18 protein-coding genes and 1 pseudogene are annotated in these 17,203 nt (G+C 55.7%); 6 read left to right on the plus strand and 13 right to left on the minus strand.

Features of this window, described 5'->3' with window-relative positions:
- Positions 1-28: 28 nt before the first annotated feature.
- The 6 genes from acpS to folK all read right to left on the minus strand — a co-directional run bounded on the left by acpS (position 29) and on the right by folK (position 5,166).
- Positions 29-481 (minus strand): holo-ACP synthase, encoded by a 453-nt coding sequence (gene acpS / locus AAC632_RS02525; protein WP_340298296.1) that lies wholly within the window; start codon positions 479-481, stop codon positions 29-31.
- Positions 478-1,221 carry a pyridoxine 5'-phosphate synthase gene (locus tag AAC632_RS02530; RefSeq protein ID WP_340243714.1) on the minus strand — a complete coding sequence of 248 codons (744 nt, stop codon included), beginning with the start codon at positions 1,219-1,221 and terminating at the stop codon, positions 478-480. The genes acpS and AAC632_RS02530 overlap by 4 nt, the downstream gene beginning before the upstream one ends.
- 36 nt (positions 1,222-1,257) lie before the next feature.
- Entirely contained in the window at positions 1,258-1,872 is a 615-nt protein-coding gene (locus tag AAC632_RS02535) for a DUF2062 domain-containing protein (protein ID WP_340298295.1), read from the minus strand.
- Positions 1,873-1,952: 80 nt separating this feature from the next.
- Positions 1,953-4,106, minus strand: a complete 2,154-nt coding sequence (locus AAC632_RS02540; protein ID WP_340298294.1) for a RelA/SpoT family protein — start codon at positions 4,104-4,106, stop codon at positions 1,953-1,955.
- A gap of 12 nt (positions 4,107-4,118) precedes the next feature.
- Positions 4,119-4,472: a DNA-directed RNA polymerase subunit omega gene (rpoZ, locus tag AAC632_RS02545; protein ID WP_213675507.1), complete on the minus strand. Its 354-nt coding sequence runs from the start codon at positions 4,470-4,472 to the stop codon at positions 4,119-4,121.
- 94 nt (positions 4,473-4,566) lie between these two features.
- Complete coding sequence (gene folK / locus AAC632_RS02550) at positions 4,567-5,166, minus strand: 2-amino-4-hydroxy-6-hydroxymethyldihydropteridine diphosphokinase (RefSeq protein ID WP_340253909.1); 600 nt, start codon at positions 5,164-5,166, stop codon at positions 4,567-4,569.
- 96 nt (positions 5,167-5,262) lie between these two features.
- On the opposite strand from folK, the gene AAC632_RS02555 reads away from it, so the two are divergent.
- Positions 5,263-5,829 (plus strand): LabA-like NYN domain-containing protein, encoded by a 567-nt coding sequence (locus tag AAC632_RS02555; protein ID WP_317657259.1) that lies wholly within the window; start codon positions 5,263-5,265, stop codon positions 5,827-5,829.
- Here the strand turns inward: AAC632_RS02555 and AAC632_RS02560 are convergent.
- A complete protein-coding gene (locus AAC632_RS02560; RefSeq protein WP_340298293.1) occupies positions 5,826-6,161 on the minus strand; it encodes a response regulator in 336 nt (111 codons plus the stop codon). The two genes, AAC632_RS02555 and AAC632_RS02560, sit on opposite strands and share 4 nt — an antisense overlap.
- A 90-nt stretch (positions 6,162-6,251) precedes the next feature.
- On the opposite strand from AAC632_RS02560, the gene ispH reads away from it, so the two are divergent.
- The 5 genes and pseudogenes from ispH (at position 6,252) to AAC632_RS02585 (ending at position 11,742) form a co-directional block, all read left to right on the plus strand.
- A complete protein-coding gene (ispH, locus tag AAC632_RS02565; protein ID WP_340298292.1) occupies positions 6,252-7,202 on the plus strand; it encodes a 4-hydroxy-3-methylbut-2-enyl diphosphate reductase in 951 nt (316 codons plus the stop codon).
- Between the two features lie 9 nt (positions 7,203-7,211).
- Positions 7,212-7,793 carry a LysE family translocator gene (locus AAC632_RS02570; protein ID WP_340298291.1) on the plus strand — a complete coding sequence of 194 codons (582 nt, stop codon included), beginning with the start codon at positions 7,212-7,214 and terminating at the stop codon, positions 7,791-7,793.
- Positions 7,794-7,857: 64 nt separating this feature from the next.
- A complete protein-coding gene (locus AAC632_RS02575; protein ID WP_340298289.1) occupies positions 7,858-9,702 on the plus strand; it encodes an ABC transporter ATP-binding protein in 1,845 nt (614 codons plus the stop codon).
- Complete coding sequence (locus tag AAC632_RS02580; protein WP_340298287.1) at positions 9,699-10,940, plus strand: class I SAM-dependent RNA methyltransferase; 1,242 nt, start codon at positions 9,699-9,701, stop codon at positions 10,938-10,940. The genes AAC632_RS02575 and AAC632_RS02580 overlap by 4 nt, the downstream gene beginning before the upstream one ends.
- Before the next feature lie 20 nt (positions 10,941-10,960).
- Positions 10,961-11,742, plus strand: a pseudogene (locus AAC632_RS02585) (ion transporter).
- 4 nt (positions 11,743-11,746) lie between these two features.
- On the opposite strand, the gene dxs reads toward AAC632_RS02585, so the two are convergent.
- From dxs to AAC632_RS02615, 6 genes are read right to left on the minus strand one after another with little or no spacing between them, the layout of a single operon-like run.
- The gene (dxs, locus tag AAC632_RS02590; RefSeq protein ID WP_340298285.1) at positions 11,747-13,666 is read right to left on the minus strand and encodes a 1-deoxy-D-xylulose-5-phosphate synthase; all 1,920 of its coding nucleotides are present in this window, start codon (positions 13,664-13,666) and stop codon (positions 11,747-11,749) included.
- A 57-nt stretch (positions 13,667-13,723) separates the two neighbouring features.
- Entirely contained in the window at positions 13,724-14,593 is an 870-nt protein-coding gene (locus AAC632_RS02595; protein WP_445322671.1) for a polyprenyl synthetase family protein, read from the minus strand.
- A gap of 15 nt (positions 14,594-14,608) precedes the next feature.
- Positions 14,609-14,854, minus strand: coding sequence for an exodeoxyribonuclease VII small subunit (locus tag AAC632_RS02600; RefSeq protein WP_317657251.1), 246 nt, complete (start codon positions 14,852-14,854; stop codon positions 14,609-14,611).
- Positions 14,851-15,786 carry a histone deacetylase family protein gene (locus tag AAC632_RS02605; RefSeq protein ID WP_340298284.1) on the minus strand — a complete coding sequence of 312 codons (936 nt, stop codon included), beginning with the start codon at positions 15,784-15,786 and terminating at the stop codon, positions 14,851-14,853. Before AAC632_RS02605 ends, AAC632_RS02600 begins: the two co-directional genes overlap by 4 nt.
- Positions 15,786-16,499, minus strand: coding sequence for a response regulator (locus AAC632_RS02610; protein WP_340298283.1), 714 nt, complete (start codon positions 16,497-16,499; stop codon positions 15,786-15,788). The genes AAC632_RS02605 and AAC632_RS02610 overlap by 1 nt, the downstream gene beginning before the upstream one ends.
- A 1-nt stretch (position 16,500) precedes the next feature.
- Positions 16,501-17,010 carry a MarR family winged helix-turn-helix transcriptional regulator gene (locus tag AAC632_RS02615; protein WP_317657248.1) on the minus strand — a complete coding sequence of 170 codons (510 nt, stop codon included), beginning with the start codon at positions 17,008-17,010 and terminating at the stop codon, positions 16,501-16,503.
- Positions 17,011-17,203 lie beyond the last annotated feature (193 nt).

Below are 17,203 nucleotides of genomic sequence, written 5' to 3' on the forward strand. Positions count from 1 at the left end.
CCCCTCATGGGCCGCGCGCGCCCTGCTGTCAAGCAAGCGAACGGTTTGGTGGGGTTGGCATAGCGGGAAGTTGCGCAGATATCCCATCTGGCAGCGCCTCAATCACCACGAATGCCTGCGCCCATGGGTGATCATCGGTCAATGTAACGTGGATAACGGCATCATACCCTTTTGGGGTCATTTCATTGAGCCGCTCTTGCGCCCATCCTGTGACGTGCATCACGGGCTGGCCCGTTTCCAAATTCGTCACCGACATATCGCGCCACGCAATCCCCATGCGCAGCCCCGTTCCCAGTGCCTTGGAACAGGCCTCTTTGGCAGCCCATCTTTTGGCGTAAACCGCAGCGGGGTTTTGCATGCGTTCGGCACGTTTTTGTTCATGTTCGGTGAACACGCGGTTGCGGAACCGATCACCAAACCGATCAAGCGCACGTTGGATGCGTTCGATATTTGCCAGATCCGTTCCGATCCCCAAAATCACGCGCGGGCCTCCTCCATCAGGCGGCGCATTTCACCGATGGCGGCAGACAACCCTGTAAATACCGCCTCGCCGATCAAGAAATGACCAATATTCAATTCGCGCACCTCTTTGATGGCCGCAATCGGGGTGACTGTCTCATAATTCAAGCCATGCCCCATATGCACCTCAAGGCCCAGATCAGCCGCCTGTTTCGCACCTGCGATCAAGCGGGAAAGTTCGGCTTTGTGGGCCTCCATCTCACCCTCGGCGTGGTAATCGCAATAGGCCCCCGTATGCAGTTCAATCACAGGCGCCCCAATGCGCGCGGCTGCCGCAATTTGCAGCGGGTCTGCGGCGATGAACATCGACACACGGATGCCTGCATCGCGCAAAGGCGCAATGAATTCCGCAAGGCGCGCCTCGTCCCCTGCCACATCAAGGCCACCTTCGGTGGTGCGTTCTTCGCGCCGCTCAGGAACGATACAGGCGGCATGTGGGCGATGAGACAGGGCGATTTTTTGCATCTCCGCGGTGGCGGCCATCTCGAAATTGAGCGGGGTTTTAATCGCCGCCATCAGCCCCGCGATATCTTCGTCCCGAATGTGACGGCGGTCTTCGCGCAAATGCGCTGTAATGCCATCAGCCCCCGCCGCTTCGGCTAAGAGGGCCGCCCGCACAGGATCAGGGAGCGCACCACCGCGCGCGTTTCGCAATGTTGCGACATGGTCAATATTGACACCCAGCCTAAGATCGCGGGTCATCTGGTGCCTCCCACCCATTGTACAATGAGTGCTAATCTAGCGTTTTGCGCCCGAAGTGCCAGCCTGTTCGCGGCGTTTCTCAATCTTCGCTCTGCGCTTGGCAATGCGGCGCTTTTGATACGCACGGATCAGGGGCACACTGATAAAATAGGCCAAGATTGATGATAAAATCCCCGGAATAATCGCCCCAAGCATCCATGGGAAGAATGCCGTGTCATAGAAAATCTTGAGTTCATGCCAATGCGCGGGCGCACCTGAGAAGATCGACCACAGGTTATGCAACAAATCACCCGCCGCCCCCCGAAACCGCGCAATCAACCCTGCATTCACATCGCTGCGCATGGTTGAGCCAAGCATGAAATGCCCTGTTTCAAGCGAGATTATCGCAATCGGCACATAGGTCAGCGGGTTGCCGACAAAAGTCGCCAGAAGCGAAGCAATCACATTGCCCCGCAAAATCCATGCAAGCAGAGCTGCGATGAAAAAATGGAACCCAAAAAAGGGTGTAAAAACCGCAAATACACCAGCGGCAACACCGCGCCCAATCGATTCCGCCGATCCTGGTAGGCGGTTCAGACGATGGGTGACATATTGGAAGGCACGCATCCATCCGCCACGCGGATAGACCCATTCGGCCACAATCCGAAGCAAGGGTCGCTGATCCCTTCGCTTAAACACCACGGATTGTTCCTCTCCCTTACTCGCGTAGCTACACCCGCGCCGTGTCGGGTCTAAGGACGCCTTTCTACATCTCGATAACGGCCAAGCTTGGCGACATCGCTATCAGCCTCCAATGCCATCATCACCGCATGCAGATGTTCAGCATTCCTTACATCAACATCAATTAATAAACGAAAGAAGTCTGGCTTTCGGTCGATAAAATGTAAATCAGAGATATTGGCATTTTGCTCGCCAATCAATGTGCAGATTCTTCCCAAAACACCGTTAAAATTCGAAATCGTCACGTTGATCGTAACGTTATGCACCGCCGCGTGCCGACCTTCTGACCAATGCAGGTCAATCCAACGCTCGGGCGCGTTGTCGAATTCAGCCAAAGATTCGCAGTCAATCGCATGAACCATTGGCCCACGCCCGCGATAGGTGATTCCCACAATCCGTTCACCGGGCACAGGCTGGCAACATTGGGCACGCTGCACATCTGACCCCGAAGGCAAACCAATCACAGCCCGCTTTTGATCGACATCGACAAAATCACCACTGGTGGCGAGTTCTGGATAAAGCTTGGTCACCACATCGCGCGCCGAAATTTCAGCAGATCCGATCCGCGCCAAAACCTCGTCACCATCTTCGAGGCCAAGGGCCTTGGCGGCTGTATCCAAGGCCTTGGGAGTGGATTTCTTATTGGCATGCTCAAACGCCACCCGCGCCAATTCGCGCCCCAATTTGATATAACGCCCCCGATCCTCTTCGCGCAGGCGGCGGCGGATTGCGGCCTTGGCGCGACCTGTCACCACGATATCAATCCATGTGGCCTGCGGGCTTTGACCTTCAGCGGTCACAACCTCGACCGATTGGCCATTTTTCAGGCGTGTCCAAAGCGGCACGCGAATGCCATCAACCTTGGCCCCCACGCAAGAATGGCCAATGCGCGTGTGAATCGAATAGGCGAAATCCAACGGGGTCGCCCCACGCGGCAACTTCACAACATCCCCTTTAGGCGTGAAGCAGAACACTTGGTCGGAATACATTTCCAACTTCACGTGTTCGAGGAATTCATCATGATCCTCGGCCATCTCAAAGCGTTCTGTCAGCGTGGACAACCATTTTGCAGGATCAACCGCAAACGGGTTCGCCGCGCGCACCCCGTCTCGATAGGACCAATGCGCTGCGACACCAGATTCAGCAACTTCGTGCATCTGGCGCGTACGGATTTGGATTTCAACACGCTTGCCATCTCGCCCTGAAACAGAGGTATGGATCGAACGATAGCCGTTCGACTTGGGCTGGCTGATGTAATCCTTGAATCTTCCCGGAACCGAACGCCATCTTTGATGCATCGCCCCTAAAACGCGATAGCATTCATCCTCTGTCTCAACGATGACGCGAAATCCGTAAATGTCAGACAAACGCGAAAACGCGAGGTCTTTTTCCTGCATTTTGCGCCAAATCGAAAAGGGCTTTTTGGCACGGCCATAGACATCGGCAGAAATGCCATGCTTGGCCAAAACGGCTTCGATATCGTCGGTAATCTTTGGGATCACATTGCCCGATTCTTTCTGCAGGGTCAAAAAGCGGCGCATGATCGAATTGCGGGCTTCGGGATTGACCACGCGAAAGGCGAGGTCTTCCAACTCCTCGCGCATCCATTGCATCCCCATACGGCCTGCAAGCGGCGCGTAGATATCCATTGTCTCGCGCGATTTTTGCAGCTGCTTTTCGGCGCGCATATGGCGGATGGTGCGCATATTGTGCAATCGGTCGGCCAGTTTCACGAGGATCACGCGCAGATCCTTGGACATGGCCATGAACAATTTGCGAAAGTTCTCAGCCTGCTTTGATTCGCGATTGGACAGCTGCAAATTAGTCAGCTTGGTCACGCCATCGACTAATTCCGCAACATCCGTCCCAAAACGGCTTTCCAGTTCGGAATAGGTGCCCTTGGTATCTTCGATTGTGTCATGCAGCAGCGCTGTTGCGATTGTGGCATCGTCCAGCCGCATCTCGGTCAGGATTGCGGCCACCGCAACAGGGTGGGTGAAATAGGCCTCACCCGATTGGCGCATTTGTCCCTGATGCATATCTTGCGCATAGGAATAGGCCCCCCGCAGGAGGGCCTCATTGCATTTTGGATTGTAGTTTCGGACAAGACTGATCAGATCATCGGCATCGAGAAGGCCGCTTCGATCTGATCCATTTCCGTCCATAAATCGCCTGTTTTAGTTCTGCCCCTGCGCTTCAAGCAGGGCACGCAACATCTGTTCTTCGGTCATGTCATCCGCTTGTGGACGATCCTGATCGGCGCTTTGCAGCAATGTCATCGTGTCTTCTTCAGGCTCATCAACCTCAATCTGGGTTTGATGCGATTCAATGAAACGCTCGCGCAGGCCATCTGCGGATTGTGTCTCTTCTGCAATCTCGCGCAACGCAACGACAGGATTCTTGTCATTGTCGCGATCCACAGTAAGCGGCGAGCCAGACGCCATTTCGCGGGCGCGATGTGCAGCAAGCATCACCAATTCAAAGCGGTTGGGAACCTTGTCTACGCAATCTTCTACCGTCACGCGGGCCATACTAAACTCTCCAAGGCTGATTAAGGGAGGGGCGCAAGCCTCGTAAATAGTCAGACCGCCCCCGAAATACAAGTGCAAAAGACCGCGCGCGCTCTCACAGTGGATTGATCTCACGACACTGTTCGGGCGGCAATTTTGCGCGCAATTCAGAAACCGTTTCGCCAAGGATCGGGTGACACCAATTTGGGGCAACATCACAGAGCGGGATTAAAACAAAGCCGCGCTCAGCCATGCGGGGGTGGGGTAAAATCAATTGATCAGGCGCGCGCGATTGCGCCTCTTTTGTCGAAAGATTGGCCCAAACTTGCCATGTGTCTGGATCTGGCAAAACCAAATTGCCGAGGCCTAAAAGATCTAAATCCAACCCACGCGCGGCCCAGCGTTGCAGACGGCTGCGGCCAAAATCAGCCTCTATGGCATGCAGCTTTTCCAGCAGCAAATTTGGGCCTAACGGCCAGTCAAAGGAGATCGCTGCATTCACAAAATCAGGGCCAGAACCTGCAGGAAATGCAGGGGTTCGATAGAATTGGCTCAACTTGAAATCGCCACCACCCTGCGCGGTCACATAGTCCCGCAACTGTGCAATCGCACGATCCAAAACCACGCGCGGCGCCTGCCCCTCGACAGGTAGATTTGAGCCAAGCGCGACAAGTGCTTTGCGCGGCTCCGCATTAGAAAGGAAAGCTTGCGCCAAATGATTTATCCCCTATTTTGCTCTGCATTGCTGATCGTGATATTTTGACAAATTATTCAAGGCCGCGATTGGTCTAATTAATATAAGGTCTTTCAAATGTTTTATCGTGATGAGCGCCTCGCGCTCTTTATTGACGGCTCAAATCTTTATGCGGCAGCCAAGGCTTTGGCTTTTGATATCGACTATAAACTCTTACGCCAAGAATTCATGCAACGCGGAAAACTTCTTCGCGCATTTTACTATACGGCCCTTCTTGAGAATGACGAATATTCCCCGATTCGCCCTCTGGTGGATTGGTTGAACTACAACGGGTTCACCATGGTGACGAAAGCCGCCAAGGAATTCACAGACGCGCAAGGGCGACGCAAGATCAAAGGGAATATGGATATTGATTTGGCGGTCGATGCGATGGAAATCGCAGACCATGTCGATCATATCGTGCTGTTTTCTGGCGATGGCGATTTTCGTCCGCTTGTGGCTGCCATCCAACGCAAGGGCGTTCGGGTTTCGGTTGTGTCCACCATCCGCTCGAACCCACCTATGATTGCCGATGACCTAAGGCGGCAGGCGGACAATTTCATTGAATTGGACGAGTTAAAAGACGCAGTAGGACGCCCCCCGCGCGAAAATGGCGGTGAGGATGACTTTGAGGAAAGCTATTAAGGCGCCCCGCACACAGCACCGCGCCCCTCTTCCTCCCCCACCAGATAGAGCGACAACATCTTCGACAAATCCCCCAAGCGCACAGGCTTGGTCGGATAGGCATCCATGCCGACATCAATCCCCTTGTGGCGGTCATGGCCAACGGCGTCAGCTGTGATGGCGATTATAGGGATTTTTGAGAACCCTGACGCACTTTCACGCGCCCGAATTTCGCGGGCCATTTCAAAACCATTCATCGTGGGCATGTGACATTCGGTGAGGATCAGATCGAAACAGTCTTGATCCAGCGCTGCAAGCGCCTCGCGCCCATTGATGCGCAGGAAATGTGGCATGTGTGAGGCGTTTGCGCCGATGCCGTTTAGGCAGAAACGCTAGACGGCGGGGCCACAAAGACTTAACTGTGGGGTGATCGGAGAGATACTATGCAAAAACCGCCCCTCACCCTCTATTTGGCCGCGCCGCGCGGATTTTGCGCAGGTGTAGATCGCGCAATTAAAATCGTGGAAATGGCTCTCGAGAAATGGGGCGCACCCGTCTTTGTGCGCCATGAAATCGTGCATAACAAATTCGTGGTGGATGCCCTACGCGAAAAGGGCGCAGTTTTTGTCGAAGAATTGGACGAGTGCCCAAATGATCGACCCGTGATTTTTTCTGCCCATGGGGTGCCCAAATCTGTTCCCGCAACCGCAGAGCGGCGGCAGATGATATATGTTGATGCAACCTGCCCGCTTGTGTCCAAAGTGCATATCGAGGCGGCGCGGCATCATGAGGCGGGGTTGCAGATCGTGATGATCGGCCACGCGGGCCATCCGGAAACGATTGGCACTATGGGCCAATTGCCCGAAGGCGAAGTCGTCTTGGTTGAAACAGTAGCGGATGTGGCGGCCCTCACGGTGCGCGACCCCCTGAAACTGGCCTTTGTGACGCAAACCACCCTTTCGATTGATGACACCGCCGATGTTGTTGCGGCCCTCAAGACACGGTTCCCTGCGATTATCGGCCCGCACAAAGAAGACATTTGCTACGCCACCACCAACCGCCAAGAGGCCGTCAAGGCGATGGCGGTCAAGGCAGATGCCATGCTTGTCGTGGGCGCGCCCAATTCCTCAAATTCAAAACGCTTGGTCGAGGTGGGGGCAAAAATGGGCTGCAACTATGCGCAGCTTGTGCAACGGGCGACTGATATTGACTGGCGCGCGCTTGAGGGGATTACCAGCCTTGGTCTGACGGCAGGCGCATCTGCGCCAGAGCTATTGGTCAATGAGGTGATTGATGCCGTGCGGGCGCGCTATGATGTAACAGTCGAACAGGTTGAGACTGCCGTGGAAAATGTTGAGTTCAAAGTGCCGCGCATCCTGCGTGAACCTGCCTAACCATCGCCCATGGATCCGCTTTACCCATTTGTTTTTGCAGGGCTGTTTTCGCCTGGGCCAAATGTTATCCTCTTGACCACATCAGGCGCGCTGTTCGGGTTTCGCGCGACCATTCCGCATATTTTCGGTGTCGCCGCAGGGGTGGGGGTGATTGCTGCTGCCTCAAGCTTAGGTGTCAGCGCGATTTTATTGGCCTATCCAGTGGCTGCCTTAGTGATGAAAATAGCCGCAGTATCTTGGATCCTTTATATGGCATCCACCCTATGGCGGGCCAAACCGGCAGATCCTAAGGCGCGACAGGTCGCAAAGCCGTTTACCTTTCTTCAGGCTGTGATGTTTCAATGGGTCAATCCCAAGGTTTGGGCCGTTAGCCTTGCCGCTGCTGCGGGCTTTGGCGCGGGTGGCACGCTTTTGACAGAAGCCTTGCGCCTTTCGTCCGCCTTTTCAGGAATTAATCTTTTTGTCTGTCTGTTTTGGGCAGCAGCAGGAACGGCCTTGGCGCGGCTTCTGACCACGCCGCGTGCATGGAATATTTTTCGCAAAACCATGGCAAGCGCCCTCGCGCTGACAGCCGCAATGGTCTTTATGTGAGCCCCGCCCTATATTGCGCCACAGGGTCAGGCTGCGACCCAATCAACCAATCAGGCCCGATGCAATGTTCCGATTTTTCGAAACACTGGTAGATCCCTATACACCCTACGCCGATGAGGATACGCCCCCCAATCGACTCTGGCCGTTTTTGCGCGGCTATGCGCAACCCTTCAAACGGGTGTTCATCGCAGCCGCCTTTATGTCGATGGTGGTCGCTTCGATTGAATTGGGGCTGATCGTCTATTTGGGGCGCGTTGTTGATCTGCTATCAGTCAGTAGTCCCGCAGAACTGTTTGCAAATCACGGGCTCGAGCTTGGCTTAGTCGCGCTCTTTGTGGTGCTAGTCCGCCCTTTGATGCAGCTTTTGGATGTGGGGCTTTTGAACAATGCGATCCTGCCGAATTTCGGCACGCTGATCCGTTGGCGGGCACATCGGCATGTTTTACGTCAATCGGTCGGATGGTTCGAAAATGATTTTGCGGGCCGTATCGCAGGGCGGATTATGCAAACCCCGCCCGCCGCAGGCGATGCGGTGTTTCAGATTTTTGACGCCATCACATTTTCAATCGCCTATTTCATCGGCGCGGTGATCCTACTGACCCAGTCAGACCCACGGCTTGCCGTGCCCTTGGTGATTTGGTGCGGGCTCTATGGGCTGTTGGTGCGCTGGACAATCCGCAATGTCACCCCCGCCTCCAAGGCCAGTTCAGATGCGCGATCCATGACAACGGGACGGGTCGTTGACAGCTATACCAACATCCACTCGGTCAAGCTTTTCGCGCATACAACACGCGAACTGGACTATGCCCACGAGGCGATTGAGCATACCCGCCAAACATTCGCCCGCGAGATGCGGATATTCACGATAATGGACATCACGCTATTGACCTTGAATGGACTTTTGATTGTGTCCGTTGTCGGTTGGTCGGTCTGGTTGTGGTATACGGGAACGGCGACTGTGGGCGTTGTGGCGGCGGCAGCCGCCCTCACCTTACAACTCAATGCAATGACGGGCTGGATCATGTGGGCTCTCTCAAGCCTATTCCGAGAATTGGGGGTGGTGATGGAGGGGATGGAGACCATTGCCCAACCGATCACATTGCGTGACCGCCAAAACGCATCCGCGCTCAAATTCGAGAAAGGATTGATCGAATTTGATGCGGTCAGTCACCATTATGGGCGCAGCGCGGGTGGCTTAGATCGCCTCAGTTTATCCATCCAGCCCGGCGAAAAGGTCGGGCTTGTCGGGCGCTCTGGCGCTGGGAAATCGACCCTCGTTAAACTTTTGCTACGATTTTATGATTGCGAAGGCGGCGTAATCCGCATTGATGGCCAAAATATTGCCGATGTGACCCAAGACAGCCTGCGCGCCACAATCGGCGTTGTGCAGCAAGACAGCAGCCTGTTGCACCGCTCCGTGCGCGACAACATCGCCTATGGCCGCCCCGATACAAGTGATGCTGACGTAATCCGCGCCGCAGAACGCGCCGAGGCCTTAGGGTTCATCCATGATCTAGAAGACCCAGAGGGCCGCACAGGGTTTAAGGCCCATGTTGGCGAACGCGGGGTGAAACTTTCAGGCGGACAAAGACAGCGCATTGCGCTTGCGCGGGTGGTTCTGAAAGATGCGCCGATTTTAATTTTAGACGAGGCCACAAGCGCGCTTGATAGCGAGATTGAAGCGAGCATCCAAAACACGCTGAGCGACCTGATGGCAGGCAAAACCGTGATTGCGATTGCGCATAGACTGTCGACCATTGCGCAGATGGATCGCATCATCGTTTTAGATGAAGGCCACATCATCGAAGATGGCCCACATGAGGTGCTTTTGGCAAAGGGCGGGCTCTATGCTTCGCTGTGGAACCGCCAATCGGGCGGCTTTCTTAATCCAGACGGAGGTTCCGCGTGAGCGAAGAAACCCTCACCATCACCCGCCTCGGACATCGCGGCGATGGCATTGCACAGAACGCGGGCGGAGGCCAAATCCTTGTCCCCCTTACCCTGCCTGACGAGGTGGTGCGCGGCGTGGTAAACGAAGGTCAATTGGACGGGGCCAAAATTGTGACCCCTTCCCCCGCGCGGGTAAAACCTGTCTGCGCGCATTATAAATCCTGTGGCGGGTGCAGCCTGCAACATGCATCGGACACATTTGTCAGTGCGTGGAAGGCAGACCAAATTGCAATTGCGCTTGCCGCGCACGGGATCACAACTGATATCCGCGCAACCCTAACTTCGCCTGCGCACTCACGCAGGCGCGCCACCTTTGCCGCGCGGCGTACAAAATCGGGGACGATGGTAGGATTTCATGCCCGAAAATCGGACGTCCTTGTGCCGATCGGCGAATGTCACCTTTTGCCCGATGAGATGGTGGCCACGCTGCCCGTATTGGCCGAGATCGCCCGTTTGGGGGGATCGCGCAGTGCGGTTTTGGGCTTTAGCCTAACCCAGTCCGAAATCGGGCTTGACCTCCACGCGACGGGCGGCAAGCCCTTGGATCATGCGCTGCGGGTTGAATTGCCAAAATTCCGCACCGAATTTCTGCGCCTGACATGGGGGGATGAGGTCGTCTTTATGGAAACCCCACCCTATCACCAAATGGGGCACGCGCGTGTCACCCCATCCGCAGGTGCATTTTTGCAAGCCACCAAAGTGGGCGAAGCAGCGCTTTTGGCCACTGCACGCAGCGCGATTTCGGGGGCCACACGCATCATTGACCTTTTTGCGGGATGTGGAACCTTTACCTTTCCACTGGCCGAAACAGCGCCCGTGCACGCAGTCGAAGGCAGCGCCGATATGGTCAAGACCTTGCAAAACGCCGCCCGCTATGCGGACGGGCTAAAGCCCATTACCGCCGAAACCCGCGACCTGTTTCGCCGCCCCGTTTTAAGTGACGAATTAGCCAAATATGACGCGGTGGTCATCGACCCGCCCCGTGCAGGCGCACAGGCACAGGTGCATGAATTGGCGAAAACCGACATCCCCCAGATTGCATTTCTATCCTGCAACCCGATCAGTTTTGCACGTGACGCAAAAACCCTCATTGACGCAGGTTATTGCCTTGAATGGGTGCAGCCCATCGACCAATTCCGTTGGTCGCCGCATATAGAACTTGCCGCCCGCTTTATCCGACCCCTTATGACGCGGTAACGCGCTCAAGGATGGCTGCTATGACCCGTGATTTTACGACCACGCGACAGATACTTGCCGATTGGCTAGACCGCCCTCACATCCACCAATTCATCATCGGCGTGATCATTTTTAACGCCATTCTTTTGGGCCTTGAGACACCGCCCGAAGTTATGGGCACGGCGGGCACCATTTTCCTGACATTGGACTGGATTTGCCTTGCGATTTTCGTGATCAGAATTGCGCTGAAACTGGTGGCCCGTGGCGCGCGGTTTTTCCGCTCGGGATGGAACGTTTTTGATTTCTTGATTGTTGGGATCGCGCTGATGCCCGCACCCACGGGCTGTCAGTTCTGCGCGCCTTGCGCATCTTGCGGGTATTGCGGGTCATCTCAGCAGCGCCACGATTGCGCCGCGTGGTCGAGGGGTTTGTGACCGCCCTGCCAGGAATGGGCAGCGTGTTCTTGCTGATGGGGATCATCTTTTACATCGGTGCCGTGGTGGCAACCAAACTGTTCGGGGTATCTTTCTCCGAATGGTTCGGCACGCTTGGCGCGTCTTTCTATTCCCTGTTCCAAATCATGACGTTGGAAAGTTGGTCCATGGGCATCGTGCGCCCCATGATGGATGTTTATCCTTATGCGTGGCTGTTCTTTGTGCCTTTCACCATGGTCACGGCCTTTGCGGTGGTGAACCTGCTGGTTGGCCTGATCGTCAATTCCATGCAAGACGCTCATGCCGAAGAAAGCAATGCCGCCACAGATGCCTATCGTGATGAGCTGCTAGACCGACTGCGCAAGATTGAGGAGCGGTTGGGGAAGTAGACGTTTAAGCCCGCTTCCCCAAAACATCTACGCCCAAGGTCACGAAAACCTTGGTCACGATATCCTCGGCATTCATGCCTGCCACCGCATACATGTCGCGCGGGCTGGCTTGGTCGATGAAAATATCGGGCAGCACCATGGAGCGGTATTTGATCCCCCGATCAAACACGCCCGTTTCCGCCAGATGATGCGCGACATGGCTGCCAAAGCCACCAATCGCCCCTTCTTCAATGGTGATCAGCGCCTCGTGATGACGGGCGAGTTGGTCGATCAAATCTGTATCCAACGGTTTGGCAAAACGCGCGTCAGCAATCGTGGGCGCGATCCCTTTCTGAGCCAAAATCTCCGCAGCTTCGCGCACTTCTTTCAGGCGGGTGCCAAAGTTCAAGAGAGCCACGCGATTGCCGTCTGCGATCATCCGCCCCTTGCCGATTTCAAGCGCCTGACCGCGTGCAGGTAACTCGACCCCAACACCTTCGCCGCGCGGAAAGCGGAAGGCAGACGGGCGATCCCCAATCTCTAGGGCAGTGCGCACCATATGCACCAATTCCGCTTCATCGGCAGCCGCCATCACCACGAAATCGGGCAAATTTGCCAGATAGGCGATGTCAAAACTGCCCGCATGGGTGGCGCCATCGGCACCAACAAGCCCCGCGCGATCAATCGCAAAGCGCACAGGCAGACGTTGTATGGCCACGTCATGCACAACTTGATCATAGCCGCGTTGCAAGAAGGTCGAATAAAGCGCGCAGAAGGGTTTCAACCCACCCGCCGCCATACCCGCCGAAAAGGTCACCGCATGCTGTTCGGCAATGCCCACATCAAAACAGCGTTCGGGAAAGCGTTCTTCAAATAGGTTCAGGCCTGTTCCGTCTGGCATCGCCGCCGTGATAGCCGTCACCAACGGATCCTCGGCGGCCTCGGCAATCAGCGCATCTGCAAAGACACGCGTATATGAGGGCGCGTTTGAGGGCGCTTTGTGTTGCTTGCCCGTGACCACATCGAAGCGCGCGGTGGCGTGGCCGCGATCTGGGCGATCTTCGGCATAGCCTTTGCCCTTCTTGGTATTCGCATGAATGAGCATCGGCCCATCCGCCCGCGCCTTGACGGTGCGCAAAACCGCAAGCAGCTGATCCATATCATGTCCATCAATCGGGCCGATATAATCAAAGCCCAATTCTTCGAACAAGGTGCCGCCGACTGTCGCGGATTTCAGAAGTTCTTTCGCGCGGCGCGCCCCGTGTTGGAACGGCTCGGGCAAAAGCGATACTGCGCCCTTGGCGGCGGCTTTGAATTCCTGAAACGGCGCGCCTGCATAAAGGCGGGACAAATAAGCCGACATCGCACCTGTTGGCGGCGCAATCGACATTTCATTGTCGTTGAGGATCACAATCAACCGCTTTTTCAGATGGCCCGCATTGTTCAGGGCCTCATAGGCCATGCCTGCGGAAATGGAACCATCACCGATAATCGCAATCGCATCTCCCAAACCTGTCTCGCAGGCACCGCTTAAATCGCGCGCAACGGCAAAGCCGAGCGCCGCAGAAATAGAGGTGGAACTATGCGCAGCGCCAAATGGGTCATAGGGCGACTCGCTGCGTTTCGTGAAACCTGACAAGCCACCCTTTTGGCGCAGACTGCGGATACGATCCCGCCGCCCTGTCAAAATCTTATGCGGATAACATTGGTGGCTGACATCCCAAATGATCTTGTCACGCGGGGCATCAAATACGGCATGAAGTGCCACGGTCAACTCAACCACACCCAGACCAGCCCCCAAATGCCCACCCGTCTCGGAGACAGCCGAAATCGTCTCGGCGCGCAATTCATCGGCCAAGCGGGTCAGATCATGATCAGAAAACCGCTGCAAATCGCGCGGCGTGGTCACTTGATCCAAAAGCGGTGTTTTAGGTCTATCTGTCATCGGCCCTCCAGTGGTCGCCATATAGCCATGTCAGGGGCCAAGGGCAACGGATCAAGCCTATCTGTCGCGGGCAATGATGAATCGGGCAAGGTCGCGCAGGCTTTGGGCTTTATCCCCGAATGGTGCAAGGGCCATTTCCGCCTCAGCGACCAAGCGCGCTGCCTCAGCCTTGGCACCGTCTAGCCCCAGAAGCGTGACAAAGGTCGCTTTGCCCGCATCGGCATCTTTGCGCAGGGCCTTACCTGCCTTGCTGCTGTCGCCTTCCACATCCAAAATGTCATCAGCAATCTGAAAGGCGAGGCCAATTGCACGGGCATATGCCCTCAACGGTGCGGGATCTTGGCCCGCTATAATCGCTGCGGCATGGGCGGGCCATTCCAACAGCGCGCCCGTTTTATTGCTTTGCAATTCCGTGATTTGTTCAAGGGTCAAGGGGGACGCAGCGGTTTCTGCGGCAATGTCCTGCGCCTGCCCTAAAACCATACCGCGCGCACCTGCGGCTTCAGCCAAGGTCGACACCAATTTGATCCGCACCTCCGCGGCCCCAAGATTAGGATCAGCCAAAAGCGTGAATGCAAAACTTTGCAGCGCATCCCCCGCGAGAACCGCAATCGCCTCGTTCCATTTTTTGTGAACAGTGGGCTGACCGCGGCGCAGGTCGTCATCGTCCATGCAAGGCAGATCATCGTGGATCAGGCTATAGGCATGGATGGCCTCAACCGCACCCGCCGCAGGAAGCGTGGAGGCCGCAGGAATGCCATATAGCGCCGATGCCTCAAGCACCAAAAACCCACGCAAACCCTTGCCACCCTGCAACGCATAGCGCATCGCCGCCGCGACATCATCTGTGCCATATTGCGCAAGCGACTCGGTCAAGAACGCAGCAATGACGCGGGAATGGGTGCTGAGGCGGGCTTGAAACTCAATAGGGGCCAAAGGCGCTCAAAGCCCCTCAACTGGGGTGCTGCCCGTTGGCGCGCCTGTGCCATCTAGGGTGATTTTGGAGACTTTTTCTTCGGCCTCTTTGAGTTTGGCCTCACAACGTGCGCGCAGCGCAGCCCCCCGTTCATAGAGCGCGATGGATTGGTCAAGTGGCACATCCCCACGCTCAAGCTTGGCCACGACTTCCTCTAGGGCGCGCAAGGCGTCTTCAAAACTCATCTGCGCAAGGTCGTTGTCATCTGTCATTTCGAAGCTTCCATCAATTCTGTGACATGGGCCGCAACACTGCACCCCAGTGAGGGCAGATCATAACCGCCCTCTAGCGCCGAGACCACCCGCCCCGCGCATTGGGTTTCGGCAAATGCGCAAATTTCTCGCGTCAGCCATGCAAAATCCGTTTCATCCCAATTTAGATTGGCCAATGGATCGGCCTGATGCGCGTCAAAACCTGCGGAAATCAGGATAAGGTCAGGCGCAAATTCAGCCAATCGCGGAAATACATCGCGAAGATAGGCCTGTTGCATCAAGGCCCCGTCTGAATTGGGTGGAAGGGGCACATTCAGGATGTTACCCGCCACGCCACGTTCGCCACGCGCCCCCGATCCTGGATAAAGCGGCATCTGGTGTGACGAGACAAACAAAGCGCGGGTTTCATCCCACAGCAAATCTTGCGTGCCATTGCCGTGATGCACATCGAAATCAATCACGGCCACCCGTGCGGCCCCCGCCCGCTCGAGTGCATGTTTGGCCCCAATCGCTACTGACCCAAAGAGACAAAACCCCATGGCTGTTGCAGTTTCGGCGTGATGCCCAGGTGGTCGCGTGAGGACGAATGCGTTTTTGGCGCGGCCCTCCATCACGGCATCGATTGCTGCGATCATACCCCCTACACCCGAAAGCGCGGCCTGCCATGACGCGGGCGACAGAAAGGTATCGCCATCAAGCGCAACTTGCCCTTGCGTGGGCAAAGCCGCTTTGAGTTGATCAATATAGGCTTGGGGGTGGCACAATCGCAGATCGTCTTCCGTGGCCAATGGGGCCGCGTGGCGTTCAAGCCCCACGAAATCTACGCCATCCAAATGGGCCTTTATGGCCGCAATGCGCGCCACCTGTTCGGGATGGCCCTCTGGCGTCAGATGATCTTGCGCAAATGGGTTTTCAAATAGCCATGTCGCCATCAGTCAGGCACCAACATATAGCCCGCGCCGCGGACAGTTTGCAGATAACGGGGTTGTTTCGGGTCAGCTTCAATCTTGCGGCGTAGACGGGTGATTTGCACATCAATCGCGCGCTCTTGCGCAGGGTCGCCGCCTGCCATCTTGTCACGGCCCAATTCTTCGACCAACTGCTGACGGGTCACAGAACTGTTCACATGGGTTGCAAAGATCCGCATCAATGCGGCCTCGGTTGCAGTCAGGCGCAAAGGCTGATCACCCTGCCACAACTCGCCACGATCAATGTCAAAGCGCATTGCACCAAGATGCAGCAGTTTGGGCAGGTTTTGGCTGGCTTCGGGTTGCGGCATACGGCGCAGGATCGCGCCGATACGCAATAGCAATTCCTTGGGCTCAAAGGGTTTTGGCAAATAATCATCTGCCCCCGCCTCAAAACCTGCAATACGATCTTGCGCCTCGCCCTTGGCCGTCAAAAGCAAGATTGGGCAATCCATCGTTTTGCGCAAATCTTGTGTCAGGGTAATGCCATCCTCACCCGGCATCATCACATCAAGCACAATCAAATCGAAATCCAACCCCTGCAACAGGCGGCGGGCTTGCGCAGCATCGCGCGCAACACTGGCCAGAAACCCGTTGCGGATCAGAAATTTCTGCAACAGCCCGCGGATGCGTTCATCATCATCCACGATCAGGATATGCGGGTTGGTGTCTGCCATTTTAGGTATCCAAACCTGCTTGGAAATGGCGCAGCATCTCAGGATCCATCATCTGCTCAAGGACAGCACGAAATCCTGCCACGGCCTCTGGCCCCGCATTGCGATAGGCCGCGCGCATGCGGTTGCGCTGCGCCTCTGACAATTCGCGTTCAAGCTTGGCGCCTGTTTCGGTGAGATAAAGATGCCGTTCGCGCTTATCCTGCACCCCAACGCGGCTTTCGACCAAACCATCGGCGATCAGACTCCGCAGAACGCGATTGAGGGACTGCTTGGTCACGCCCAGAATATTCAGCAGGTTATTGACTGTCGTTCCAGGGGTGCGGTTGATGAAATGGATGGCACGATGATGGGCGCGACCATATTCGTAATTTTGTAAAATGCGATCAGGATCAGCGGTAAATCCCCGATAGGCGAAGAACATAGCCTCAATCCCGCGGCGCAGCTGCTCATCCGTCAAAAAGAGCAAGCTTTCGCCCGTGCCGATAGGGTTATTGACTGCACGTTCTGCCATCTTCATCTCCCGCATCTTTTTGGGTCTTTGGCATCGGAACCAAGGAACACTTCACAGTTTATGTCAGCCTTGTTGACTTTCCAAGAATCAATTGTTACCGAATTGCCAGTTTTGCGAAATATTATGTCCAAAACGGCCGTATTTTGCACAACATTTGCAAACTGGCGCAGATATGCGCCCTGAAGGAAAGATG

The organism is Roseobacter sp. HKCC-CH-9351, assembly GCF_037830295.1.
Taxonomy (GTDB): Bacteria; Pseudomonadota; Alphaproteobacteria; order Rhodobacterales; family Rhodobacteraceae; genus M30B80.

Coding starts and splice junctions, on each gene's coding strand:
- AAC632_RS02555 (WP_317657259.1), top strand. CDS start 5,263: ATGTTTTATCGTGATGAGCGCCTCGCGCTCTTTATTGACGGCTCAAAT.
- AAC632_RS02575 (WP_340298289.1), top strand. CDS start 7,858: ATGTTCCGATTTTTCGAAACACTGGTAGATCCCTATACACCCTACGCC.
- AAC632_RS02600 (WP_317657251.1), bottom strand. CDS start 14,854: ATGACAGATGACAACGACCTTGCGCAGATGAGTTTTGAAGACGCCTTG.
- rpoZ (WP_213675507.1), bottom strand. CDS start 4,472: ATGGCCCGCGTGACGGTAGAAGATTGCGTAGACAAGGTTCCCAACCGC.
- AAC632_RS02610 (WP_340298283.1), bottom strand. CDS start 16,499: ATGGCAGACACCAACCCGCATATCCTGATCGTGGATGATGATGAACGC.
- ispH (WP_340298292.1), top strand. CDS start 6,252: ATGCAAAAACCGCCCCTCACCCTCTATTTGGCCGCGCCGCGCGGATTT.
- AAC632_RS02530 (WP_340243714.1), bottom strand. CDS start 1,221: ATGACCCGCGATCTTAGGCTGGGTGTCAATATTGACCATGTCGCAACA.
- AAC632_RS02560 (WP_340298293.1), bottom strand. CDS start 6,161: ATGCCACATTTCCTGCGCATCAATGGGCGCGAGGCGCTTGCAGCGCTG.
- dxs (WP_340298285.1), bottom strand. CDS start 13,666: ATGACAGATAGACCTAAAACACCGCTTTTGGATCAAGTGACCACGCCG.
- AAC632_RS02605 (WP_340298284.1), bottom strand. CDS start 15,786: ATGGCGACATGGCTATTTGAAAACCCATTTGCGCAAGATCATCTGACG.
- AAC632_RS02570 (WP_340298291.1), top strand. CDS start 7,212: ATGGATCCGCTTTACCCATTTGTTTTTGCAGGGCTGTTTTCGCCTGGG.
- AAC632_RS02540 (WP_340298294.1), bottom strand. CDS start 4,106: ATGGACGGAAATGGATCAGATCGAAGCGGCCTTCTCGATGCCGATGAT.
- AAC632_RS02615 (WP_317657248.1), bottom strand. CDS start 17,010: ATGGCAGAACGTGCAGTCAATAACCCTATCGGCACGGGCGAAAGCTTG.